At 30.0% G+C, this 21883-nt stretch carries 25 protein-coding genes; 12 read left to right on the top strand and 13 right to left on the bottom strand.

Features of this window, described 5'->3' with window-relative positions; translation table 11 throughout:
- Nucleotides 1-35 precede the first annotated feature (35 nt).
- Entirely contained in the window at nt 36-929 is an 894-nt protein-coding gene (locus ACTPNM_RS01695) for a class I SAM-dependent methyltransferase (protein WP_440120332.1), read from the top strand.
- A 143-nt stretch (nt 930-1072) separates the two neighbouring features.
- On the opposite strand, the gene ACTPNM_RS01690 is transcribed toward ACTPNM_RS01695, so the two are convergent.
- Nucleotides 1073-1471 carry a DoxX family protein gene (locus ACTPNM_RS01690; RefSeq protein ID WP_440120331.1) on the bottom strand — a complete coding sequence of 133 codons (399 nt, stop codon included), beginning with the start codon at nt 1469-1471 and terminating at the stop codon, nt 1073-1075.
- Nucleotides 1472-1604: 133 nt separating this feature from the next.
- On the opposite strand from ACTPNM_RS01690, the gene ACTPNM_RS01685 reads away from it, so the two are divergent.
- Complete coding sequence (locus ACTPNM_RS01685; RefSeq protein ID WP_274638854.1) at nt 1605-2531, top strand: SPFH domain-containing protein; 927 nt, start codon at nt 1605-1607, stop codon at nt 2529-2531.
- A 2-nt stretch (nt 2532-2533) separates the two neighbouring features.
- Nucleotides 2534-2851, top strand: a complete 318-nt coding sequence (locus ACTPNM_RS01680) for a heavy metal-binding domain-containing protein (protein ID WP_274638853.1) — start codon at nt 2534-2536, stop codon at nt 2849-2851.
- 55 nt (nt 2852-2906) lie between these two features.
- Here ACTPNM_RS01680 and ACTPNM_RS01675 read toward each other — a convergent pair whose 3' ends face one another.
- The 3 genes from ACTPNM_RS01675 to rnr form a co-directional block, all read right to left on the bottom strand.
- Nucleotides 2907-3104 carry a Sec-independent protein translocase subunit TatA/TatB gene (locus tag ACTPNM_RS01675; protein ID WP_274638852.1) on the bottom strand — a complete coding sequence of 66 codons (198 nt, stop codon included), beginning with the start codon at nt 3102-3104 and terminating at the stop codon, nt 2907-2909.
- A 33-nt stretch (nt 3105-3137) separates the two neighbouring features.
- Nucleotides 3138-3815, bottom strand: a complete 678-nt coding sequence (locus ACTPNM_RS01670) for a head GIN domain-containing protein (RefSeq protein WP_440120330.1) — start codon at nt 3813-3815, stop codon at nt 3138-3140.
- Between the two features lie 91 nt (nt 3816-3906).
- Nucleotides 3907-6102 (bottom strand): ribonuclease R, encoded by a 2196-nt coding sequence (gene rnr / locus ACTPNM_RS01665; RefSeq protein ID WP_440120329.1) that lies wholly within the window; start codon nt 6100-6102, stop codon nt 3907-3909.
- Between the two features lie 116 nt (nt 6103-6218).
- Between rnr and ACTPNM_RS01660 the strand changes: the two genes are divergently transcribed.
- From ACTPNM_RS01660 to ACTPNM_RS01645, 4 genes are all read left to right on the top strand, one after another.
- On the top strand, nt 6219-7130 hold the full coding sequence (locus tag ACTPNM_RS01660; RefSeq protein ID WP_440120328.1) for a diacylglycerol/lipid kinase family protein: 912 nt from the start codon (nt 6219-6221) through the stop codon (nt 7128-7130).
- Nucleotides 7131-7205: 75 nt separating this feature from the next.
- The gene (locus ACTPNM_RS01655) at nt 7206-7370 is read left to right on the top strand and encodes a hypothetical protein (protein ID WP_274638848.1); all 165 of its coding nucleotides are present in this window, start codon (nt 7206-7208) and stop codon (nt 7368-7370) included.
- Between the two features lie 696 nt (nt 7371-8066).
- Complete coding sequence (rpiB, locus tag ACTPNM_RS01650) at nt 8067-8498, top strand: ribose 5-phosphate isomerase B (protein WP_073182358.1); 432 nt, start codon at nt 8067-8069, stop codon at nt 8496-8498.
- Nucleotides 8498-8938 carry a GNAT family N-acetyltransferase gene (locus tag ACTPNM_RS01645; RefSeq protein ID WP_440120327.1) on the top strand — a complete coding sequence of 147 codons (441 nt, stop codon included), beginning with the start codon at nt 8498-8500 and terminating at the stop codon, nt 8936-8938. The genes rpiB and ACTPNM_RS01645 overlap by 1 nt, the downstream gene beginning before the upstream one ends.
- Here ACTPNM_RS01645 and ACTPNM_RS01640 read toward each other — a convergent pair.
- On the bottom strand, nt 8935-9510 hold the full coding sequence (locus ACTPNM_RS01640) for a pseudouridine synthase (protein ID WP_440120326.1): 576 nt from the start codon (nt 9508-9510) through the stop codon (nt 8935-8937). The genes ACTPNM_RS01645 and ACTPNM_RS01640 overlap by 4 nt on opposite strands.
- A 116-nt stretch (nt 9511-9626) precedes the next feature.
- Here ACTPNM_RS01640 and recA point away from each other — a divergent pair, with 116 nt between their 5' ends.
- Together recA and ACTPNM_RS01630 are read left to right on the top strand one after the other, a co-directional pair.
- Nucleotides 9627-10634: a recombinase RecA gene (gene recA / locus ACTPNM_RS01635; protein ID WP_125066330.1), complete on the top strand. Its 1008-nt coding sequence runs from the start codon at nt 9627-9629 to the stop codon at nt 10632-10634.
- A gap of 83 nt (nt 10635-10717) precedes the next feature.
- Nucleotides 10718-11257, top strand: a complete 540-nt coding sequence (locus tag ACTPNM_RS01630; RefSeq protein WP_440120325.1) for a GNAT family N-acetyltransferase — start codon at nt 10718-10720, stop codon at nt 11255-11257.
- Here the strand turns inward: ACTPNM_RS01630 and dut are convergent.
- Nucleotides 11254-11685: a dUTP diphosphatase gene (gene dut / locus ACTPNM_RS01625; protein WP_440120324.1), complete on the bottom strand. Its 432-nt coding sequence runs from the start codon at nt 11683-11685 to the stop codon at nt 11254-11256. The genes ACTPNM_RS01630 and dut overlap by 4 nt on opposite strands.
- 95 nt (nt 11686-11780) lie before the next feature.
- Between dut and ACTPNM_RS01620 the strand changes: the two genes are divergently transcribed.
- From ACTPNM_RS01620 to ACTPNM_RS01610, 3 genes are all read left to right on the top strand, one after another.
- Nucleotides 11781-12776: an NAD(P)H-dependent glycerol-3-phosphate dehydrogenase gene (locus ACTPNM_RS01620; RefSeq protein WP_274638840.1), complete on the top strand. Its 996-nt coding sequence runs from the start codon at nt 11781-11783 to the stop codon at nt 12774-12776.
- Nucleotides 12777-13004: 228 nt separating this feature from the next.
- Nucleotides 13005-13664, top strand: a complete 660-nt coding sequence (locus ACTPNM_RS01615) for a hypothetical protein (RefSeq protein WP_099214943.1) — start codon at nt 13005-13007, stop codon at nt 13662-13664.
- 3 nt (nt 13665-13667) lie between these two features.
- Nucleotides 13668-14936 (top strand): MFS transporter, encoded by a 1269-nt coding sequence (locus ACTPNM_RS01610; RefSeq protein ID WP_440120323.1) that lies wholly within the window; start codon nt 13668-13670, stop codon nt 14934-14936.
- Between the two features lie 77 nt (nt 14937-15013).
- Here ACTPNM_RS01610 and ACTPNM_RS01605 read toward each other — a convergent pair whose 3' ends face one another.
- The 7 genes from ACTPNM_RS01605 to ACTPNM_RS01575 form a co-directional block, all read right to left on the bottom strand.
- The gene (locus ACTPNM_RS01605) at nt 15014-15505 is read right to left on the bottom strand and encodes a hypothetical protein (RefSeq protein WP_440120322.1); all 492 of its coding nucleotides are present in this window, start codon (nt 15503-15505) and stop codon (nt 15014-15016) included.
- A 93-nt stretch (nt 15506-15598) separates the two neighbouring features.
- On the bottom strand, nt 15599-17245 hold the full coding sequence (locus ACTPNM_RS01600; RefSeq protein ID WP_440120321.1) for a glycerol-3-phosphate dehydrogenase/oxidase: 1647 nt from the start codon (nt 17243-17245) through the stop codon (nt 15599-15601).
- 111 nt (nt 17246-17356) lie between these two features.
- Nucleotides 17357-17791 (bottom strand): YHS domain-containing (seleno)protein, encoded by a 435-nt coding sequence (locus ACTPNM_RS01595; RefSeq protein ID WP_440120320.1) that lies wholly within the window; start codon nt 17789-17791, stop codon nt 17357-17359.
- 1 nt (nt 17792) lies between these two features.
- Entirely contained in the window at nt 17793-18248 is a 456-nt protein-coding gene (locus ACTPNM_RS01590) for a YHS domain-containing (seleno)protein (RefSeq protein ID WP_121146480.1), read from the bottom strand.
- Between the two features lie 54 nt (nt 18249-18302).
- A complete protein-coding gene (locus tag ACTPNM_RS01585) occupies nt 18303-19481 on the bottom strand; it encodes an alanine racemase (RefSeq protein ID WP_440120319.1) in 1179 nt (392 codons plus the stop codon).
- 4 nt (nt 19482-19485) lie between these two features.
- On the bottom strand, nt 19486-20772 hold the full coding sequence (locus tag ACTPNM_RS01580; RefSeq protein WP_440120318.1) for a D-arabinono-1,4-lactone oxidase: 1287 nt from the start codon (nt 20770-20772) through the stop codon (nt 19486-19488).
- Between the two features lie 58 nt (nt 20773-20830).
- A complete protein-coding gene (locus tag ACTPNM_RS01575; RefSeq protein ID WP_440120317.1) occupies nt 20831-21805 on the bottom strand; it encodes a LuxE/PaaK family acyltransferase in 975 nt (324 codons plus the stop codon).
- Nucleotides 21806-21883: the final 78 nt, after the last annotated feature.

The following is a 21883-nucleotide window of genomic DNA, read 5'->3' as shown; positions in this document are numbered from 1 at the left end:
TATTTTTTTATGTATAATTGTTTAACCAAAAACCAATGTTCCACAAGGAACACTCAACACAATTTATTAATTTGATTTCAGAGAAAGAGTTCTACAAGAACTTAAAACCTTTTTTAAACTGTATTGACCATACAGTATCAAAAGAGAGTTATGAGGTTATGATAAATGAAGATTACAATATGTTAGTAACTTCTCCTGTACCTAATAACTTAGAGAAGTACTATGCTAGTGAAGATTATATTTCACATACAGATAGTAAGACTTCTCTTTTTGATAAAACATATCAATTTGTAAAAAACTATACTTTAAAGAAAAAACTAAAATTGATTAATTCTTTTAATACTGAAAACAAATTAATTTTAGATGTTGGTGCTGGTACAGGTGATTTTTTAAAAGTATGTGAAAATGGTGGTTGGAAAATTACAGGTGTTGAACCATCTGAAAAAGCAAGAGTTTTTGCTAAGAATAAAAACATACGTCTTTTAGAAGATCTTTCAAAAATAGAAAACAAACAATTTGATGTTATTACACTTTGGCATGTCTTAGAACATATTCCTAATTTAACGGAATATATAAAGCAATTAAAATTGCTTTTAAAACCAAACGGAGTTTTAATTATTGCTGTTCCAAATTATCAAAGCTTTGATGCAAAACACTACAAAGAGTTTTGGGCTGCTTATGATGTTCCAAGACATTTATGGCACTTTTCGAAAACATCAATTTCAAAAATATTTTCTTTGGTTGAAATGGAAGTTAAAAAAACACTACCAATGAAATTTGATTCTTTTTATGTTTCTTTATTATCGGAAAAATATAAGACAAAAAAATCAAGACCAATTCAAGCTTTTTTAACAGGATTAAAGTCAAATGTAAAGGCAAGTCGTGATGGTGAATATTCTTCTTTAATTTACATCATAAAAAATGTATAAAACTCAATTTAAGGCTATTTTAACTAGTTTTTTACGTTACAATATACAAACACCTTACTAAAATTTAAAATCCTCTTAAAAATAGCTTTTTAAGAGGATTATAAATAAGCAAATATTATTATTAAATAATAATAAAATAGTTTTTATCTATTTAATAAATATACTGCTAAAATTGCGATTATAAAGTAAACTGCTAATGTCATAGCACCAGCATAATCTTTTGCTAATCTTTGACCAATTAATAAAAAGATTAATGTTACTGCTGATAATTCTGCTCCTATTAAAGCTATATTATGATTACCTGTTGTTGATAAATGAAAAATTCCAACAAACATTAATGCACCTGCTAATAATTCCATAACTAAAATTACTGCTAATAAAAGAGGTACTGAGTTTTTTAAAGGAGAATCTTTAAAATGTCCTTTAATAAAAGATAAGTTTCCTTTCCAATCTGTTACTTTATCAATTCCTGATTGTAAAAAAGTAACAATTAAAAAAAGTAGAATTAAAATTTCTGTTATGCTTTGTTGTATAAGTTCCATATAATTGATTTTTTACAAATATAATTTTTAAAAAAGAATTGTAACAATTCAAATAAAATTCGTCTTATAAATATCTACTATTAAGTAGTATCTTTATCAAAAAAAATTACTAACATTTTAAAAATTAAAAACTATGTCAATTTACATGTATCCGGTAATTGTTGTCGGTATTCTAGTATTCTTATCATTATTCTTTATTGTTAAGCAACAAACTGCTGCAATTGTTGAACGCTTTGGTCGCTTTCAAAGCATTCGTCACTCTGGTTTACAATTAAAAATTCCTATTGTTGATAGAATAGCAGGTAAACTAAGCTTAAAGATTCAACAGTTAGATGTAATTGTTGAAACAAAAACCTTGGATGATGTATTTGTGAAATTAAAAGTTTCTGTACAATATAAAGTAATTCGTGATAAGGTATATGATGCTTTTTATAAGCTAGATTATCCTCATGATCAAATTACATCTTATGTTTTTGATGTAGTACGTGCAGAAGTGCCTAAAATGAAGTTAGATGATGTATTTGTTAAAAAAGATGATATTGCAATTGCTGTAAAAACTGAATTAAACGATGCAATGGCTGATTATGGTTATGATATTATAAAAACTTTAGTAACAGATATTGATCCTGATGCACAAGTAAAGGCAGCAATGAACCGTATTAATGCTTCTGAGCGTGAAAAAATAGCAGCACAATTTGAAGGAGATGCTCAACGTATTTTAATTGTTGAAAAAGCAAAAGCTGAAGCTGAAAGTAAGCGTTTACAAGGGCAAGGTATTGCTGATCAACGTAGAGAAATTGCTCGTGGTTTAGAAGAATCAGTAGAAGTATTAAATAAAGTTGGGATTAACAGCCAAGAAGCATCTGCATTAATTGTTGTTACACAACACTACGATACTTTACAATCTATTGGTGAAGAAACTAATAGTAACTTAATTCTATTACCTAATTCACCTCAAGCTGGTAGTAATATGTTGAATGATATGGTAGCGAGCTTTACAGCTAGTAATCAAATTGGTGAGGCTATGAAGAAAGCACAAGAAAATAAAGACAAAGAATAATTATGATATTATCTACTACACCATCGTTAGAAAATAAACCTGCTAAAGAATATTTAGGTGTTGTTACTGGTGAAACAATTATAGGTGCGAACATTTTTAAGGACTTTTTTGCCGGTATTAGAGACATTGTAGGAGGTAGATCTGGATCGTATGAAAAAGTTCTAAGAGAAGCTAAAGAAATAGCTATGAAAGAGATGTCTGAAAGGGCTCAAATGTTAGGAGCTGATGCAGTTGTTGGAATTGACTTAGATTATGAAACCGTAGGTGCCAATGGAGGTATGCTTATGGTTACTGCTTCTGGAACAGCCGTAAAACTTTAATTAAATAAAAAACCGAAACATTAAATGTTTCGGTTTTTTATTTATAATAGATATCTTATTTCTTATCTTCTACTTTATCTGTTTTTTCTTCATCTTCATTTTTAGTAGCATCTTTAAATTCTTTGATACCTGTTCCTAAACCTCGCATTAATTCAGGAATTTTTCTACCTCCGAATAATAATAATACTAATGCAACGACAATAGCTATTTGCCATGGTCCGATCATTCCTAAAAATATAGTAAGTAAATTCATTTTTATTAAATTTTGCGCAACAAAGATACGAAATTAACTTCGGTGTTCAATTACTCCGCCAATTACTTTTTTATCTCTAAATACTTCTGGTTTTCCTTTGTAAAAAATTGAACCACCAAACGATACTTTAGCATCTAATGTTTCTCCTGATTGTACCTCTACTTTAGATCCAGATCCAGCTTTTACAGTGGTCATTTCTTCTACTAATAATTTATATCCATGATACATTCCACCTAAATCAGCATTTACATTTTGATTCTTAGTTGCACCAGAAAGCCTAATTACAGCTCCTGAAGAGCTTTTTACATTCAAATGCTTAACATTAACCACAAGGTTAATAAAAGCTCCTTCTTGAGCTCTAATTTCAACTTTTTGCTGTTTAATGTCTTTACCTGTAATCGTTGCTCCTTCATTGGCATCAATAATTGATAAAGTTTTATTGTAATATAATGTTGCTCTTACTTTACCATCTGCAGTAGTTTCAGGGAATCTCAATAATATTTTTAGAGTAGTTCCATCCAACTTAATTTTAACCTTATCTGTTTTTTCACCAGTAACTATAATTTTAGAAACATCAGATTTAACAAGTTTTAAATCTATTCCATTATACACTTTTACAATTGAAAAGTCTCCTAAATTCTTAGTTATGGTTGTTTGAGCTGATGCTAAAACGGTCATCAAAAACAAACTTAATATTGCTAACTTCTTCATAATAAATTCCATTAGTTAATTGAGTATAACCAATAATTATACCAATACTATAAAGTAAAATCTTAATTTTTATTGTTTAAAACTGTACAAATTAGTGTGAAATAAGGTTAAAATCAAGGTGTTTACGTTCCAAATCGGTGTGTTTAACTTTTACTACTACTTCATCACCTAATTGAATCATATTTTTGGTTGATTGTCCAATCACAGCATATTGTTTTTCGTCAAAGATATAATAATCATCTTTAATATCTTTTATACGAACCATACCTTCACATTTATTGGATTTTATTTCAACATAAATTCCCCATTCAGTAACACCAGAAATTACACCCTCAAATTCTTGATCTTTATGATCTTGCATGTATTTAACTTGCATGTATTTGATAGAATCTCTTTCTGCTTTTGATGCTAATTCTTCCATTTTAGAAGAATGTTTACACTTTTCTTCATATATTTCTGCTTTAGGTGAGTTTCCGCCATCTAAATAGTGTTGTAATAAACGGTGCGTCATCACATCAGGGTAACGACGAATTGGTGAAGTAAAGTGGCTGTAATAATCAAAAGCTAAACCGTAGTGACCTATATTTTGTGTAGTATATTCAGCTTTACTCATTGAACGTATTGCTAAGGTTTCTACCATATTGGCTTCTCCTTTACCATGAACGTCAGATAATAATTTATTTAAACTATCAGATGTTTTTTGACGTGTTTCTGTGTTGATTTTATATCCAAATTTGCTAACAATGTTCTGTAATGAAGCTAATTTTTCTACATCTGGTTCATCATGTACACGATATACAAATGTTTTCTTACTAGGTCTTCCTGCTGATAACCCTACAAATTCTGCTACTTTTTTATTTGCTAATAACATAAACTCTTCAATTAGTTTATTAGCATCTTTAGCTTCTTTAAAGAAAACACCTGTAGGGTTAGCATCTTCATCTAAATCAAACTTAACTTCAACTCTATCGAAAGAAATAGCTCCTGATTTCATACGTTTCTTACGCATCTTTTTAGCTAATTCATCTAGCTTTAATGTTGCTTCAACAATATTTTCGTCAACTTCATAAGTTTCTCCTGTTAAAGAAACATCTGCTGGAATAATATTGCTTTTATTTTCAATAATTGCTTGTGCTTCTTCGTAAGCAAAGCGTTTATCAGAATAAGTGACTGTTCTTCCAAACCATTGGTTAATAACTTGTGCTTTCTCATTTATTTCAAAAACTGCTGAAAAAGTTAGTTTTTCTTCATTTGGTCGTAATGAACAAACTCCGTTACTTAACATTTCAGGAAGCATTGGTACCACTCTATCAACTAGATATACAGAAGTAGCTCGGTCGTAAGCTTCGTCATCTAAAATAGTTTTAGGCTGTAAATAATGAGATACATCGGCTATATGGATTCCTATTTCATAATTACCATTTTCAAGTTTTGTAAATGATAAAGCATCATCAAAATCTTTAGCATCTTTTGGATCAATTGTAAAGGTTAAATCACCACGCATATCTCTACGTTTAGCAATTTCTTCATTCGTAATTTCAATAGGTAATTCTGATGCTTCTTTTTCTACTTCAGCAGGAAATTCATAAGGTAAACCATACTCTAATAAAATAGAATGGATTTCTGTGTCATGATCTCCTGGTCGTCCTAGAACTTGAGTAATTTTTCCAAACGGATTTTTAGAATTCTCTGGCCAATCAGTCATTGTAGCAACGACTTTATCACCATCATTAGCTCCATTTAATTTACTTTGAGAGATGAAGATATCAGCATACATTTTATTACTGTCTGGTATAACAAATCCGAAGTTTTTATTCATTTGTAAAACACCAACAAATTCAGTTTTAGCTCTTTCTATAATTTCTACAACATCAGCTTCTAATTTATTACTTCTACGTTTTTTATATACGTAAGCTTTAACAGTATCATTATGTAAACCTTTACCTAAGTTTACTGAAGGTACAAAAATATCATGTTCAAAATCATCACAAATAAAATAGGCATTACCGTTAGAAGTAGCGTCAAGTGTACCAACATGATATTTTCGATCTTCGTTAATTTGATATTTACCTCTATCAACTTCTTTAATCTTTTTATTTGCGGTTAATTCTGCTAGTTTCTTAATAATTTGATTCTTACCATCAGTATCAGAAACTTTTAATTTGGCAGCAATCTGTTTATAATTGTAGTATTTATTACTGTCTTCGTTAAGTATTTTGAAAATGTTTCGGGTAAGATCTTTGATAACTTTACCCTTTTTTTTGTAGATTTTTTTCTTTCTAGTCATTAATCTTTCGTCTAATTTAATTTTCTACCAAAGTACGAATAAAATTAATGCTACTAATTTAAATAACTGTTATAAATTCATTTTGTACTTTACCGCTCTTTATTTAATGTATTTGTATGAATGATTCTTGGTTTGTTGTTGTGAATCCTGTTGCCGGTAATGGTAAATTCAGTAAATATTGGTCTGATATTCGACAGGAATTAAAGTTTAATAACATAACTTATGAGTATGCAAAAACAGAATATTCAAATCATGAAAAATTAATTGTTCAACAAGCTATTAATAAAGGTTATAATAAAATAATTTCTGTTGGTGGTGATGGCACTTTACATCACGTTATTAACGGGATTATGTCTCAAAACACAATAAATTCAAAAGAAATAACAGTTGCAGTTATCCCTTTAGGTACTGGTAATGATTGGATTAAAACTTATAATATACCAAAAAATATAAAAGCTTCAGTTAATTTAATAAAACAGGAAAATACTGTTTTTCAAGACATTGGTTATTTAGAATTAGCTAATACTACTTCTTATTTTAATAATGTTGCAGGTATTGGCTATGACGGATATGTTGTTAATAAGTTGAATAAATTGAAGAGATTTGGACCTATTGCATACTTATTAAGCGGTATAGCAGGTTTATTACTCTATAAAAAAACTACTTTTAAAATAGCTATTAACAACAAAATCATTGAAACAAAGTGTTTAATGACTTTATTTGGTATATGTAAGTATTCTGCAGGAGGTATGCAATTAACTGATTTTAAAGACTCTAATAATGGTTTATTTGATTTAACAATCGCTAAAAATCTATCATTTTTGGACTTATTATTTTCAATAAAGAAATTATACAATGGAAAGATTCTTCAGCATAAAAAAGTAGAAACACATGTGACTAACTCTTTGTTAATAACTCCACAAAACAAGAATGATCTTCCTTATATTCAAGCAGATGGAGAGTTGATAGGTAGAGGAGAAGTTAAAGTTAATATTATTAAAAGCGCTATTCGAATAGTAATTCCTTAAAAAGTTAAAAAAAACTTAATAAAACTGTAACGTTTGTTAAACTCATCCGTCTTTATAATAAGAAAGTCGTTATAAATGAAAAACTTACGTAAAATAATAGCGTTGTTTATTTTTATATTTATTACAGGAATTATCGTTACTGTAGTAAGTATAAACACGACTTTAAACAAGAAAACTCCATATGAAGTAGTAACTAAAGATACTATTTACCTTATGAAAGCTTCTAAAAAAGCTGTTTAAGCCCTTTTCTTCACTTATTAGCACTTATCAACAAACGTAGTATTTAAACCTTATTTTTCGCAATTTGCCCAAACATAACTAAAGAAAAAACCATCTTCTTTAGTTTTAGTTCATACTACTCAATTCTTATTTAATAGTAAAGTCCTTTGAAATTTAAACTTCAAAAAAACTGTTATTAACATATTATATTATTAATAAAAGAAGTTTTAAAAATTTTAAAAAAGAAATGATTGTTATTATAGTCTGTTAATATGTAGAATAAAAAGTGGATTTTATTTTTGGTTAAGTGACTTATTAAAATAAATAAACAAGTTATTAGTCTAATAAAATCTTAAAAATCAACTATAAAATAGAGTTATTAACAAAAGTTATAAACAGCAATTCACTAAAAATTATGAATAGTTAATTTTATTTTCAATGTAAAAAAAGGGTTAATTTAATGTTGATAAATGTTCATTAAAATCTCAAAAAAAAAGTTGCATAATTAATTCTTGTTCTTGTATTGTAAAAAATATCTAGAAAATCAAATTTTCTTTTCAGAATCTACTACTAGTTCTTAACAATTAGTTAATATAGTTTAACCCCTTAATTTTAAAGAGGTTATTAAGAATGCTAAAAAAAGCATTGTTAATTACTGTTGATAACCGTGAATAACTGTATTTTTGTAACTCACAACTGAATTAAAATCAACAAATTATGACAATCGCTGTAGGAAATGACCATGCAGGTACAGAATATAAGTTTGAAATTGTTAAACTTTTAGAAGAATTAGGACATAAAGTAATCAACTTTGGTACAAATGAAACCGATAGTATGGATTACCCAGATACAATTCATCCAGCTGCTGAAGCTGTGGAGACAGGACAAGCTGAAATGGGAATTATTTTATGTGGAAGTGGTAATGGAGCACAAATGACTGCTAACAAGCACCAGGGTGTTCGTGCTGCTTTGTGTTGGAACAATGAATTGGTTGAATTAACACGTCAGCACAATGATGCTAATATTTTAACAATTCCTGCGCGTTTTGTATCGTTACAACAAGCCTTAGGTTTTGTAAAGATTTTCCTATCTACTGAATTTGAAGGTGGTCGTCATGCTAACAGAGTAAATAAAATAGCTTGCTGTTAATGAATTTTACAGTAAAAACATTTCAAGAATTAACAACTTCAGAACTATATGAATTACTTCAATTACGTTCTGAAGTTTTTGTTGTTGAACAAGATTGTGTTTATCAAGATATTGATGGTAAAGATCAAAAGGCATTACATGTTATAGGTGTAAAAGAAGGAAAAATAATAGCTTATACACGATTGTTTAATAGTGGTGAATATTTTGATACACCTAGTATTGGTAGGGTAGTAGTAAAGGAAAGTGAACGCAAATATGGTTATGGACACGATTTAATTAAAGTATCTATAAAAGCAATTGTTGATAACTATAATGAAACAACTATTACCATTTCAGCACAAACCTATTTACAAAAATTCTATGAATCTCATGGATTTAAACAATTAGGTGAAGGCTATTTAGAAGATGGAATTCCACATATAAGGATGGTGAGGAGTTAATTTAATTCCTCAACTTCTTTTACTTCTCCAACCTGCATATTACCTAATAAAATATCACCTACACGAACACGTACTAAACGAAGAGTAGGAAATCCAACAGCAGAAGTCATTTTACGTACCTGTCTAAATTTTCCTTCAGTTAAGGTAACTGATATCCAAGGTGTAGGGCCATGACGAGCATCGCGAATTTTTTTCGAACGTTCAGGTAAATCAGGAGTATCAATTAACTTAACTTTACAAGGTTTGGTTTGGTATTTTTTCCCATCAAATCCAATTTCTACTCCTTTTTGTAATTGTTTAACGGCCTCTGAAGTAATAGCCCCATCTAATTGAACATAATATTCCTTTTCAACTCCGCCTCTAGTAGTAATAAAATCACTTACTTTTCCATCAGTTGTTAATAACAATAAACCTTCCGATTTTGCATCTAATCTACCTACAGCCATAGTTCCTTCAGGAAAATCATGTAATTCTCCTAACAATTTATGTTTACCTCCTTTTTTTTGATTGGTAATAAATTGTGATAAAAAACCATAAGGTTTGTAAATCATGAAGTGACGATGGGTTGACATCTTTTCTTTTTTTTAAGAAGCACAATATTACAAAATGTAACATAAAAAGATAGGATATTAAAGCTAGTTTTTCATAACTTAGCCGTTCTTATTACTTAAAATAATTAGCACGATTTATGGCAGCAGATAAAGAAAAAGAAGCGAAATTAAAAGCGCTTCAACTTACACTAGATAAGTTAGATAAAACGTACGGTAAAGGAACCGTAATGAAGTTAGGAGATAGCCAAGTAGAAGATGTAGATGCAATATCGTCAGGTTCTTTAGGATTAGATTTAGCCTTAGGAGTAGGAGGGTATCCTCGTGGAAGAATTATAGAAATTTACGGACCAGAATCATCAGGTAAAACTACTTTAACAATACATGCAATTGCAGAAGCACAAAAAGCAGGAGGTATTGCTGCTTTTATTGATGCAGAACATGCTTTTGATCGTTTTTATGCTGAAAGTTTAGGTGTGGATGTTGATAACTTAATTATTTCTCAACCAGATCACGGTGAACAAGCTTTAGAAATTGCTGATAATTTAATTCGTTCAGGTGCTATTGATATTGTTGTTATTGACTCGGTTGCAGCATTAACACCAAAATCTGAGATTGAAGGTGAAATGGGGGACTCTAAAATGGGACTTCATGCACGTTTAATGTCACAAGCTTTACGTAAATTAACAGGTACAATTAGTAAAACAAACTGTACTGTTATATTTATTAACCAGTTACGTGAAAAGATTGGAGTTATGTTTGGTAACCCAGAAACTACAACAGGAGGTAATGCTTTAAAATTCTATGCATCTGTTCGTTTAGATATTCGTCGTAGAACACAAATTAAAGATGGCGATAAAGTAATTGGTAACAGTACTAAAGTTAAGATTGTAAAGAATAAAGTAGCTCCACCATTCCAACAAACTGAATTTGATATTATGTATGGTGCAGGAATATCAAAAGTTGGTGAAGTTTTAGATATTGGAGTAGAATATGGAATAATAAAGAAAAGTGGTTCATGGTTTAGCTATGGAGACACTAAATTAGGTCAGGGTAGAGATGCTGTTAAAGGTGTTATTAAAGACAATCCTGAATTAATGGAAGAGCTAGAAAATAAAATTAAAGAAGCTATTGAAAATCAAGAATAAGTAATTTAAATTTAAAGTTCAAACTATTACTATTTTTAAAAAGCTGTTCTGTTTATTAGAGCAGCTTTTTTTATTAATAAGATATGATTAGAATCTCAAATACCATACAATTACAAGAAATTAAGGTTAAAGATTTTAAAGTTCTGAAAACCTTAATGAACGATGTATACAAAGAAGCATATAAACATTTTTGGAAAGATGCAGGAGAATGGTATGTTCAAAGTCAATTTTCTAAAATTAATCTAGAAAAAGAATTATCAGAAGATAATACAAGCTATTACTTTGTTCTTTTTAAGACAGAAATAGTGGGTGTTTTCAGAGTCTTGTGGGATAAGAAACTTTTAGGACTAGAGAATAAGAAGTCATTAAAACTCCATCGAATTTATTTACATCAAAATACTCAAGGTAAAGGAGTTGGTAAAGAGTTGTTAAATTGGTTAGAAGAAGAAGCTAGAAAAAAACAATATGAATTAATATGGTTAGATACTATGGATGAGCAACCGCAAGCTTTTGAATTTTATAAAAAACTAGGGTACCAATATTATTCACATTGTTTTTTAGATTTTGAATTATTGTTTGATGAAGTTCGAAAAATGAGTCAAGTATATAAAAATATTACTTAAACTCCAGTACTTCCAAAACCACCAGCACCACGTTCAGTTTCATTTAAAACAGTTACTTCTTGCCAGTTTACACGTTCGTGTTTTGCAATAACTAATTGCGCAATACGTTCACCATCATTTACAATAAATTCTTCATTAGATAAATTCACTAGAATTACACCAATTTCACCACGATAATCTGCATCAACAGTACCAGGAGAGTTTAATACAGTAATTCCTTTTTTAGCAGCTAATCCACTACGTGGTCGAACTTGAGCTTCATATCCAACAGGAAGCGCAATAAATAATCCAGTTTTTATAATAGCTCTTTCTAAAGGTTTTAAAGTAATAGCTGCATCTATATTAGCACGCAAATCCATACCTGCAGAACCCTCGGTTTCATATGCTGGAGTTTGGTGTTTAGATTTGTTTATAATTTGTACATTCATGTGTTCTTGATTTTCAATTTTCAAATATAATAACCTTTAAGTTTAGAGAGTCGTTTATAGATTTCTTAATTTTGTAATACAAACAAATACTACTTATGAGCAATCAAACTAGAATAGCCGTTTTAGGAGGTGGAAGTTGGGCAACAGCTATTGTTAAAATGTTATCTGAAAACTTAGAAACTATTGGTTGGTATATGCGCAGCATTTATGCTATTGAACATATTAAACGTAACAAACATAATCCTAGTTATTTAAGTTCTGCAGAATTACACCCAGAGCAATTAGATTTGTCTGAAGATATAAACCATATTATTGAAAATTACGATGTGTTAATTTTTGCTATTCCTTCAGCTTTTTTAAACGCAGAATTAGAAAAACTAACAACATCTTTAGAGAATAAAGTTATTTTTTCTGCTATTAAAGGAATTGTTCCAGAATCAGGATTAATTGTTGGAGAACATTTTCATTCACTATATAATATACCATATGAAAATATTGGAGTAATATCAGGACCATGCCACGCAGAAGAAGTAGCAATGGAACGTTTATCGTATTTAACACTGGCTTGTCAAGATGAAAAAAAGGCAAAAAAGCTTAGCAAAGCTATAGCAGGACGTTACATTAAAACCAAAATTTCAGATGATATTATTGGTACTGAATATGCAGCAATGTTGAAAAACATTTATGCCATAGCAGCAGGAATTGCTCATGGTTTAGGTTATGGAGATAACTTTCAAGCGGTATTAATGAGTAATGGTATTCGTGAAATGAAACGCTTTATTAAAAAGATTCATAAAATGAAGCGAAATATCAATAACTCAGCATATTTGGGTGATTTATTAGTTACTGGATATTCAACATTTAGTAGAAATAGAATGTTTGGAAACATGATAGGAAAAGGCTACACTGTAAAATCTGCTATGTTAGAAATGAGTATGGTTGCTGAAGGATACTACGCAACAAAAAGTGCATATAAAATTAATCAAAAAAATAAAGCTAAAACTCCAATAATCGACGCTGTTTATAACGTTTTATACGACAAGAAAGAAGCGAAAGATGAGTTTTTAAAGTTAACAAATAGATTAGATTAGTTGTTTGCATTTGTACAAATAATCCTTCTTAATAAAAATTAAGAAGCCCCATCAATCGCTTCTATAATTGAGTTGTGTATAGGTCTTGTAACAAGATACAATATCGACAAATTTAGTTTAAAAATCTGATTAACAAAGATTTTAATTAAATATATTACAAATTAAAAATATAGTATAAATTCACTATTAATTGTATTTTTGTTACTTTTAGTTTAAAACTAAACAAACATGAAAACAATTCAAGAAGCTGTTGAAATCACCATCAGAAAAACTCCTTTTATAGAAGAAGCTCTAAATGAGAAGTTAATTAATGTATCATCGTTAGCAAGAGAAATTTTACCAGAAGTTTCTAAACTGTTAAAAAAAGAGGTAAAAGTTGGTGCAGTTATGATGGCTATTAATAGGTTATCTCCAGCAAATGAATTAAGAGTTCGTAAAAATATAAAACGACTTGCATTGAATTTGGGAGACGTAATTGTACGCTCAGATTTGTGCGATTTCACTTTCAAAAACACTACGTCTTTATTAAAAGAAATTGCTAAAATTTTAAGTAAATCTGCAGATAGTAAAGATTATTTTTTAACGGTTTCTCAAGGTATTTTTGAAACAAATATCGTTACAAGTAAAAACTTAAAACCTTTTGTTGAAGAAATTTTTAAGAAAGAAGCTTTAATAAATAATGTGAATGACTTAGCTTCTATAACCATAAAACTTCCAAAAGGAAATCTAGATCAATCAGGTATTTATTACTTTATTTTAAAGCAATTTGCTTGGGCAAATATTGCTGTACAAGAAGTAATTTCTACGACACACGAAATGACCATAGTGGTAAAAGAAAGAGATGTTAATGAAACATTTGCCATTTTAATGGACTTGAAATTAAATTAATTTATGGAGAAAAAAGACCCCTACGCATCCCTAAGAATCAAAGAGTTTAATATTTTTCTTTTAGTACGCTTTGCCTTAGTATTTGCATGGTCTATGCAATTTATTATTATCGAATGGCAAGTATACAGTATTACTAAAAATCCATTATCGTTAGGAATCATAGGTTTAATGGAAGTAATTCCAGCAGTATCTATGGCATTATTTGCAGGTCATATTGTAGATCAAAAAGAAAAGAGAAATCTATTAGCCTTGTGTATTGGTTTATTTTCACTGATTAGTTTGGGACTGTTCTTTTTAACATTGCCTAGTTTTATTGAAGGCTGGAATAAAAATACAGTACTTTACGCTATTTATGCTTTAGTGTTTTTTGGCGGATTATTACGTTCGTTTTTCGGACCTACTATTTTTTCATTAATAGCTTTAATAGTACCTAAAAAACTATATCCAAACGCAGCTACTTGGAGTAGTTCAACATGGCAAATTGCTTCTGTACTAGGACCTGCTTTTGCAGGGTTAACTATTTCATGGATTGGAGTACATTGGTCATTATGTATTGTCTTCGGATTAGTATCAGTATCATTTCTAACAGTATTTTTCATTAAAAAGAAACCAATTTTAAATCCTAAAATTGGTGAGCCAGTAATGAAAAGTTTAAAAGAAGGAGTTCGCTTTGTGTATAAGACAAAAGCTATTTTAGGAGCACTAACCTTAGACATGATTTCGGTACTGTTTGGTGGAGCGGTAGCATTATTACCAGTATATGCTCAAGATATATTAAAAGTAGGGCCAGAAGGTTTTGGTGCATTGCGTGCAGCACCAGCTATAGGAGCCTTTTTAACTATGCTGATAACTGCTTATATACCTATAAGCAGAAATGCAGGAATGAAGCTTTTAGCGGCTATATTTGGCTTCGGAATTTGTATTATAGTATTTGGTTTATCAACCATTTTTTGGATCTCTATTGTAGCTCTATTCTTTAGCGGTGTAACCGATGGAGTTTCGATGGTAATTCGCCAAACTATTTTACAATTAAAAACACCCGATCATATGCGCGGTAGAGTAGCTTCAGTAAACTCTATGTTTGTTGGTTCTTCTAACGAATTAGGAGCTTTTGAAAGCGGTGTAACAGCAAAATTAATGGGAACAGTAACAGCAGTAGTTTTTGGTGGAACTATGACCTTAATTACAGTTGTTACAACAGGAATTGTAAACCCAACGCTTCGAAAATTAGACCTAACTAAAGATTTAGAAGAACACGAAAAGGAAGAATAATAAGGCAACTATACAGATATAAAAAAAGCCCAGAAACATAGTTTCTGGGCTTTTTTTAGTGTGATTTTCTAGATCAATTACGACATATCGAAATAATTGATCTTTGTAATTTTTTTAGTTGCTTGATCAAAAGCTATGTTTATAAAAACATCACAACTATCACATTCAGCATATAAAATACTTTTAGAGCCATTTCTACCAGTACTTAAGGCAACTTCACCTAGTTTACTAATAGGATCTCCTATAGTTACTGTAATCCCTTTAATTGTAAAGGTAGCTTCACTATTTAGAACATCTAAAGATTCAATATAAGGCTTCCTACCTGAAGTAGAAAAATCAAGTTTTAAACCGTTAAATCTAAAATAATAGTAAAAGCCATTATCTTCATAAGAAGTAGCTGCACCTAATAAAGATTCTACTTTTGCTTGTTTACCAAAGGTTTTTTTTATGTCAGTTAAAGCAACATTATTTATCTTAATATTATCAAAATCTGAATTAGAAATAATATTAGTTTGACTTTTTGCTATAAGAGTGGTTAATAGAAAAAATACAAGTACTAGTTGTTTCATATTACTTAAAAAATTAATTGTACAAACCTTTTACGTAGCCAATTTTAGCAGTCGCCAAAGATATGATACTCGTTTAATTTTACGTATAAGAAACTAGTTAAAATTTATGGTTAAATCTATTTTCTTGTCTAATTCTTGTTGGTGCTTTAAAGTTGTATTTTTGTCCCACTTAAAACGGTTTGTAAATTCCTGAATAACAAGGTTTTTATACGAGTCAACACTAGGTTTATCAAAAAACAAACGACCAGTTCTTCGCATAAAAAAGTCGGTAGGAGTACAGGTCATTTCATGTTTTATAGTAAACCACACCTCAGCTTTTAATAAACGTTCTTGTAAATTTTCTTCATTTAACTCATCAAACTTATCTAAAATAAGTTCTGTTTGTTTACCATAGTTATGCACTAAATAACTGGCATCTTTTTCAGAAAAACCGAATGGTTTTATGCGTTTATAAATCTGATTTATATATAATTTTACCGATTTATAATTTTGAAAAGGTCCTCCTGATAAAACGATTTCTTCAGTTTGAATTGAATCAAATTCAACGTCAAAACGTCTTTTCATTTTTTTAGCAACAATATCAACGATACGCTCTGCCATTTTTCTATAACCTGTTAATTTTCCTCCAGCAATTGATATTAATTTGGTGTCGGACACAAAAATTTCATCTTTTCTAGATAACTCTGAAGCCGATTTTCCTTCTTCGTGAATTAACGGACGTAATCCTGCCCAAGATGATTGAATATCATCAATAGTTAATTGAATATCTGGAAACATGTTATTTACTGCTTCAATTAAATACAAAGCATCAACCATTGAGGTTTCAACGGTGTTTTTATCTTGTTGATAATTAGTATCAGTGGTTCCGAAATAGGTTACCTTTCCACGAGGAATAGCAAACATCATACGGCCATCAGGAATATCAAAATATACGGATTGTTTTACTGGTAATTTTTCATGCGGAACAACTAAGTGAACTCCTTTGGTTAAGTGCAATCGCTTTCCAATTTTTGAATTGTTTATTTGACGTAATTCATCTACCCATGGTCCCGCTGCATTTACTACATATTTAGCTTTGATATCATAGCTTTCATCGGTAAAAGCATCTGTTACTTTAGCACCTACTACACGTTTGTTTTCGTAAATAAATTCGTCTGCACGAGTGTAGTTCAATATTTGAGCATCGTATTGACTTGCTGTTTTTAAAACTTCTATAGTTAGACGTGCATCATCAGTACGATATTCAGCATAAAAACCAGCACCATTTAAAATATTCTCTGGTAACAAAGGCTCTTTTTCTAAGGCTTCCTTTTTATCAAGCATTTTACGTTTATCGTCTCCTTCAACAGAAGCTAAAACATCGTAAACTTTAAGTCCAATAGATGTTAACCACGAACCGTAAGTTCCTCCTTCAATTAACGGTAAAATCATTTTTTCAGGAATTACCAAATGTGGAGCTAGTTTATGAACAATAGCACGTTCGGTACCTACTTCTTTTACCAACCAAAAATCAAACTGCTTTAAGTAGCGTAAACCTCCATGAATTAATTTGGTAGATTTGCTTGAAGTACCCGAAGCAAAGTCGTTTTTTTCAATTAAAGCGACTTTCATTCCGCGTGATGCTGCATCTAAAGCAATACCTGCACCAGTGATACCGCCACCAATTACTAGAATATCAAATTCGGTAGTTTGTAATTCTTGTTGAATGTTTTTTCTATTGAAAGAAGAGAAATTATTCATAGAGCTGTTTTTATCAACCAAAAATAAGAATAAAAAGAAACGATAAGTATAAAAAAAGAGCTGAAATTATCAGCCCTTTTAGAAGTCGCCCCCGCAACTATTAAATCTAAACTAACGATTCAATTTTTTCCAATTAACATCTGCTTGTTTTTTGAGCTCTTCAGGTTTTTCTTTTAACCACATTTTTAAAGTATTGGTTCCCCAAGAGTTATAAAATAAATACAATTTACCATCTCGTATTTCAAAAGTTTTTGGATCAATATCCACCTTTTCACCTGTTTTACCAATGGCATAAGCACAATATCCACCATATTGAGGATTGTATTTTTCAGGATTTTTAAGGAAAGTGGTTAAATTTTCTTTTGATGAAAAACGAAAGGAAACGTTATTATATTTAGTTGTAAATTTTTTATTTCCTTTTTCGGCTTTATGATTAAAATAACTTACTACATCATAGCCTTTAGCAACTACTCCGTTTTTAGTATTGTATTCTTGTGAGAAGACAATACTTGAAAAAAATAGAAAGAAGATAAAAAAATGTTTCATTTTAATCCTTTTTATGTTTTAGTTCTTCCCAGTTTATATCGCCCTGAGCTTGTAATTTTTTAGTATCACCATTTTTCCAATCATCAAGTTTACTAGAAATCCAAGAACTATAAAAAAGGTATAGTTTACCATCTCTAATTTCATAAGCTTCAGCATCAATATACATTTTTGTTTTTTTAGCAGCTACAGCATAAGCACAATATCCACCATATTGAGGAATGTATTTTGTTGGATTTTCTTTAAATAGGGATAAGTTTTTTTCTGAGGAAAACTTGAATTTTGCTCCGTCATATGTTGTTTGAAACTTCTTTTTTCCTTCTACGGGTTCATCATTTGTAAAGTAAGAAACAACATCATAACCTTCGGCTACGTAGCCTTTTTTGGTATTATAATCTGTTTTTTGAGCATATAACGCAGTAGAAACTACTACTAAAAGTAGTGTAAAAAAGTTTTTCATTGTTTGTAGATTTTGAAGGTAGTCGACAAAAAACAATAAACATTACAAATACAATCATAAATTATTTAATAATTGCCAAGGCTGTTGAATTTTACCGTTTCTAATAGGTAAAATTTCTCCGAATTGTAAAAAAACAAATTCACTTTGGTGTGGTCTTAAGAACACAAAATCATCTATTTGTAAAGACTCACTTTTCGGGATATTAATCATGGTTTGATTGGTAGATGCACCAAACAAATTATTTTGTTTTATACCTTTTGGATAGTAATAATCAGCTTTCCAAAATCCACCATAAATAAAAGCTGACTTTTTAGTAAAAAATTGTTTTAGCTTTTCTAAACCTGGCAGCGTTGTATTTGAAAAAGTCTTTAAAATAGGAGTAGCTATAAATGTTGCTGGCTTATAGTTTTTTAAGGAAGGAATATCAAACGCTGTAGGTTTTACAAAACATGAACCAATAGCAATATCGTTTATTGGAGAATTTTGTTCTTTATGCAATTTTAAGGTAGGGCTTCCAGCTCCGTTAAAGGTTAAGTTATTATTCCATAGTTCTGGAAAATCATTTTTAATTAAATTTTTGCATTGCTCGTAAAATTGATTTGCTAAATGTGATGCTTTTTTTTGAGAACGAATAATATTTGGAAGTTTTACCACATGAGGATCATAGCCCATAAACCCTGAAAATTCCACAAAGTCTTGATTGTTTTCAATGAGTGATAGCCCTTTTGTTAAACTTTTTAATGAAGAAAATCCACCACGGTGTAAGCCCACATCAATTTCAATATTCAACCGCAATTTTTGATTGAGTTGTTTGGCTAATTTGATGTATTCTTCAATTCTTTTCTCAGTATCTACCAACCATTGAATTTGTGTGTACGGATTTAATCCGTTGTGTTGCTGAGGTAAGTTGTTATAAAAATACTCTGCTGTTTTTATAGGCATTGGTTTACCCAATAAAATATCAACTTTGTTATTTAATCGAGAAGTTAAATCGGTTAAAAAAGGCTGATGAAAAACCATCAACTTGTTTGAGTTAGTTTTTTGTAAAATGTATTCAATCAATTGAACTGAAGGCAATGATTTTACTACAATTCTGAGCGAAGCATCCTTTCTAAAATTAGAAAGCGCTTCTGCAATATTTTCATCTAAAATATCTAAATCTACTAACAAACAAGGAATGGCTCGTTGATAGTTTTTTAGCTCTTTATTTAAGGTTTTAAAATAAGCATCCATAGTATTAAATACCTAACAGTTTTTGGAGATACGGGTTCACAAATATGTTTTCTGGATCATGTTCTTTTCTGAAAGTCATAAAATCTGTGAATTTAGGATACATTCTTGCGATATCATCAGTGGTAAATGTGTTCATTTTACCCCAATGAGGTCTTCCGTCATAGGCTTTAAAAACTTCTTCTAAAGCAGCAAAATAAGCACTGCTATCTTTTTTATTATATACATGGCATGCGATATAAGCAGAATCTCTATTGTAAGCAGGACTCATGTATACATCATCGCCTTTAACCCAGCGATTTTCAATAGGAAAATGAATATTAAATTTCTTTGAATTGACAATTTTTTGCACATCTTTAAACACATCTTGATAAGTTTCTGCAGGAATATTGTATTCCATTTCATGAAACTTTACCATTCGTTGTGTGGCATATACTTTATGACTGTGATATACTTTTTTTACATTACTAATACTTGCTGCAGTGATGTTAGCTACTGTTTTGTTTTGTGATGGAAAAATGGTAGCATATTCACACATGAGTTTGAAAATGTAATTTTCAAGTATATATTCAGTCCAATAATTAAAAAAGTTTACTTTATCAGGTTCAGAATCTTCAACAATGTTTGAAGTTTTGGTCCAGGCAGTATTTGTATAAGGAATCCAGTAAAACTCAAAATTTCTATTTTGGGAATTTCGTTCATTTAAAGTTGCTAAAACATTGCTTAACTTCTCTTTTTTGTTTTGAAGTTTTAGTTTGTAGGCAGGTACACACTGTAAAGTAACTTCCGTAATAACTCCTAAGCACCCTAAAGATACCTGAGTAGCTTTAAATAGTTCTGTATTTTTTGTGGTGGAGCACTCAATAATTTCTCCTTTCCCATTCACAAATTTTAACCCAATAACTTGGTTACTGATAGATTTAAGATTTACACCAGTTCCATGTGTTCCGGTACTTATAGCTCCTGCGATTGACTGAACGTTAATATCGCCCATATTTTCCATGGCTAATCCTTCTTTAAAAAGAAGTTCTCCTAATAAAGAAAGTTTCGTTCCTGCTTTTACAGTAGCTTGATTTTTTTCTTTATTAATAGAAATGAGTCCTTGAAAATTATCGAGTGTTACCAATATTTCATCAGTACTACATAAAGAAGTAAAAGAATGTCCAGAACCAATAACTCGAATTTTTTGGTTAAATTGAATAGCTTTTAAAACAAGTTGCTGAATTTCATTTTCCGAATGAGGAAATGCAACAGCAGATGGACTCCACTGTACATTTTCTGCCCAGTTTTTCATAATACCTTGAACTAATAGAGGTTAATAGCAAGGTAAGATAGCAAAAAATAAAAAAGGATTACAAAACCATTAAATTACAACCACGAATATCAGAGTTATCAAAACGACCAATAATTTCAAAACTGTTGTCTTGGTATACTTTACCTAAATCTTGTGTAGCAATAAAAGAGCAAGAATTGTAGTTTGCTAAATCAATTACATTGATTCCACCAGATCTTCCTTTAGGAAAAATAGTCAAAGCATCTTCTGTATCACGAGTTAAAATTTGCATCCAAGGCGGACAGTTAAAAATACCTTTTCTTTTTGAATATCCTTGACTTAACAACTCTGTCATTCCATATTCAGAATGAATTGTATTTACACCAAAACCATTACTTAAAATTGTGTGTAATTCGTTACGAATAAGTTCTTTTCTTCTTCCTTTCATTCCACCAGTTTCCATAATAATGGTATTGGATAGATTGAATTGATACTGCTCAATTAAATCTAATAAAGCAAAAGAAACACCAATTAATAATACTTTCTTGTTTTGTTTATCTAGTTGTATGAGTTTTTTAGCAAGTTCGTCAAGGTTATTAAGATAAAAACCACTTTCAGAATGGTTAGAACGCTTAATTAAATCATTAACCATATAAATCAAAGAAGATCCTTTTCGCTCAAGGTAATTAGGCAGTAAAGCTAACACAACATAGTCTTCAATATTTCCGTAAAAGTGCTTAAAACCTTTTAAGTAACTGGTTTCATACCAAGATAAATCGGTTACTAAATGCTTACTGGCTGTACTTCCCGTAGTTCCAGAGCTTGTAAAAGTTTCTTGGATTTCACCTGTTGATGAAAGTACTTCTCTAGTTTTAAAAAACTGAATAGGTAAGAAGGGAATTTGTTCAATAGTATGTACATCGGATGGATGAACGTATATCAAATCACAAAAAGAACGATATACCCTATTATTTTTAAACTGATATTTAAAAACTTGCAGTGCAGTTTTATTAAAATCTTCTGTAGACTGTATGTTAAAAATGGTGTTTTTCATAAACTTTTACAAAAGTAAGAGTATTCGACGCAACCTTTTAAACTTTTTTTCATCTAGTATATAAACCATGGAAAATTA

It is taken from the genome of Tenacibaculum sp. Ill (assembly GCF_051938915.1).
GTDB lineage: Bacteria > Bacteroidota > Bacteroidia > Flavobacteriales > Flavobacteriaceae > Polaribacter > Polaribacter larymnensis.
This window is presented reverse-complemented; position numbering and strand designations above follow the sequence as displayed.

What these genes read in the sequence shown, in the direction of transcription:
- ACTPNM_RS01695 (WP_440120332.1), top strand. Translation starts at nt 36, where the DNA reads ATGTTCCACAAGGAACACTCAACACAATTTATTAATTTGATTTCAGAG.
- ACTPNM_RS01690 (WP_440120331.1), bottom strand. Translation starts at nt 1,471, where the DNA reads ATGGAACTTATACAACAAAGCATAACAGAAATTTTAATTCTACTTTTT.
- ACTPNM_RS01685 (WP_274638854.1), top strand. Translation starts at nt 1,605, where the DNA reads ATGTCAATTTACATGTATCCGGTAATTGTTGTCGGTATTCTAGTATTC.
- ACTPNM_RS01680 (WP_274638853.1), top strand. Translation starts at nt 2,534, where the DNA reads ATGATATTATCTACTACACCATCGTTAGAAAATAAACCTGCTAAAGAA.
- ACTPNM_RS01675 (WP_274638852.1), bottom strand. Translation starts at nt 3,104, where the DNA reads ATGAATTTACTTACTATATTTTTAGGAATGATCGGACCATGGCAAATA.
- ACTPNM_RS01670 (WP_440120330.1), bottom strand. Translation starts at nt 3,815, where the DNA reads ATGAAGAAGTTAGCAATATTAAGTTTGTTTTTGATGACCGTTTTAGCA.
- rnr (WP_440120329.1), bottom strand. Translation starts at nt 6,102, where the DNA reads ATGACTAGAAAGAAAAAAATCTACAAAAAAAAGGGTAAAGTTATCAAA.
- ACTPNM_RS01660 (WP_440120328.1), top strand. Translation starts at nt 6,219, where the DNA reads ATGAATGATTCTTGGTTTGTTGTTGTGAATCCTGTTGCCGGTAATGGT.
- ACTPNM_RS01655 (WP_274638848.1), top strand. Translation starts at nt 7,206, where the DNA reads ATGAAAAACTTACGTAAAATAATAGCGTTGTTTATTTTTATATTTATT.
- rpiB (WP_073182358.1), top strand. Translation starts at nt 8,067, where the DNA reads ATGACAATCGCTGTAGGAAATGACCATGCAGGTACAGAATATAAGTTT.
- ACTPNM_RS01645 (WP_440120327.1), top strand. Translation starts at nt 8,498, where the DNA reads ATGAATTTTACAGTAAAAACATTTCAAGAATTAACAACTTCAGAACTA.
- ACTPNM_RS01640 (WP_440120326.1), bottom strand. Translation starts at nt 9,510, where the DNA reads ATGTCAACCCATCGTCACTTCATGATTTACAAACCTTATGGTTTTTTA.
- recA (WP_125066330.1), top strand. Translation starts at nt 9,627, where the DNA reads ATGGCAGCAGATAAAGAAAAAGAAGCGAAATTAAAAGCGCTTCAACTT.
- ACTPNM_RS01630 (WP_440120325.1), top strand. Translation starts at nt 10,718, where the DNA reads ATGATTAGAATCTCAAATACCATACAATTACAAGAAATTAAGGTTAAA.
- dut (WP_440120324.1), bottom strand. Translation starts at nt 11,685, where the DNA reads ATGAATGTACAAATTATAAACAAATCTAAACACCAAACTCCAGCATAT.
- ACTPNM_RS01620 (WP_274638840.1), top strand. Translation starts at nt 11,781, where the DNA reads ATGAGCAATCAAACTAGAATAGCCGTTTTAGGAGGTGGAAGTTGGGCA.
- ACTPNM_RS01615 (WP_099214943.1), top strand. Translation starts at nt 13,005, where the DNA reads ATGAAAACAATTCAAGAAGCTGTTGAAATCACCATCAGAAAAACTCCT.
- ACTPNM_RS01610 (WP_440120323.1), top strand. Translation starts at nt 13,668, where the DNA reads ATGGAGAAAAAAGACCCCTACGCATCCCTAAGAATCAAAGAGTTTAAT.
- ACTPNM_RS01605 (WP_440120322.1), bottom strand. Translation starts at nt 15,505, where the DNA reads ATGAAACAACTAGTACTTGTATTTTTTCTATTAACCACTCTTATAGCA.
- ACTPNM_RS01600 (WP_440120321.1), bottom strand. Translation starts at nt 17,245, where the DNA reads ATGAATAATTTCTCTTCTTTCAATAGAAAAAACATTCAACAAGAATTA.
- ACTPNM_RS01595 (WP_440120320.1), bottom strand. Translation starts at nt 17,791, where the DNA reads ATGAAACATTTTTTTATCTTCTTTCTATTTTTTTCAAGTATTGTCTTC.
- ACTPNM_RS01590 (WP_121146480.1), bottom strand. Translation starts at nt 18,248, where the DNA reads ATGAAAAACTTTTTTACACTACTTTTAGTAGTAGTTTCTACTGCGTTA.
- ACTPNM_RS01585 (WP_440120319.1), bottom strand. Translation starts at nt 19,481, where the DNA reads ATGGATGCTTATTTTAAAACCTTAAATAAAGAGCTAAAAAACTATCAA.
- ACTPNM_RS01580 (WP_440120318.1), bottom strand. Translation starts at nt 20,772, where the DNA reads ATGAAAAACTGGGCAGAAAATGTACAGTGGAGTCCATCTGCTGTTGCA.
- ACTPNM_RS01575 (WP_440120317.1), bottom strand. Translation starts at nt 21,805, where the DNA reads ATGAAAAACACCATTTTTAACATACAGTCTACAGAAGATTTTAATAAA.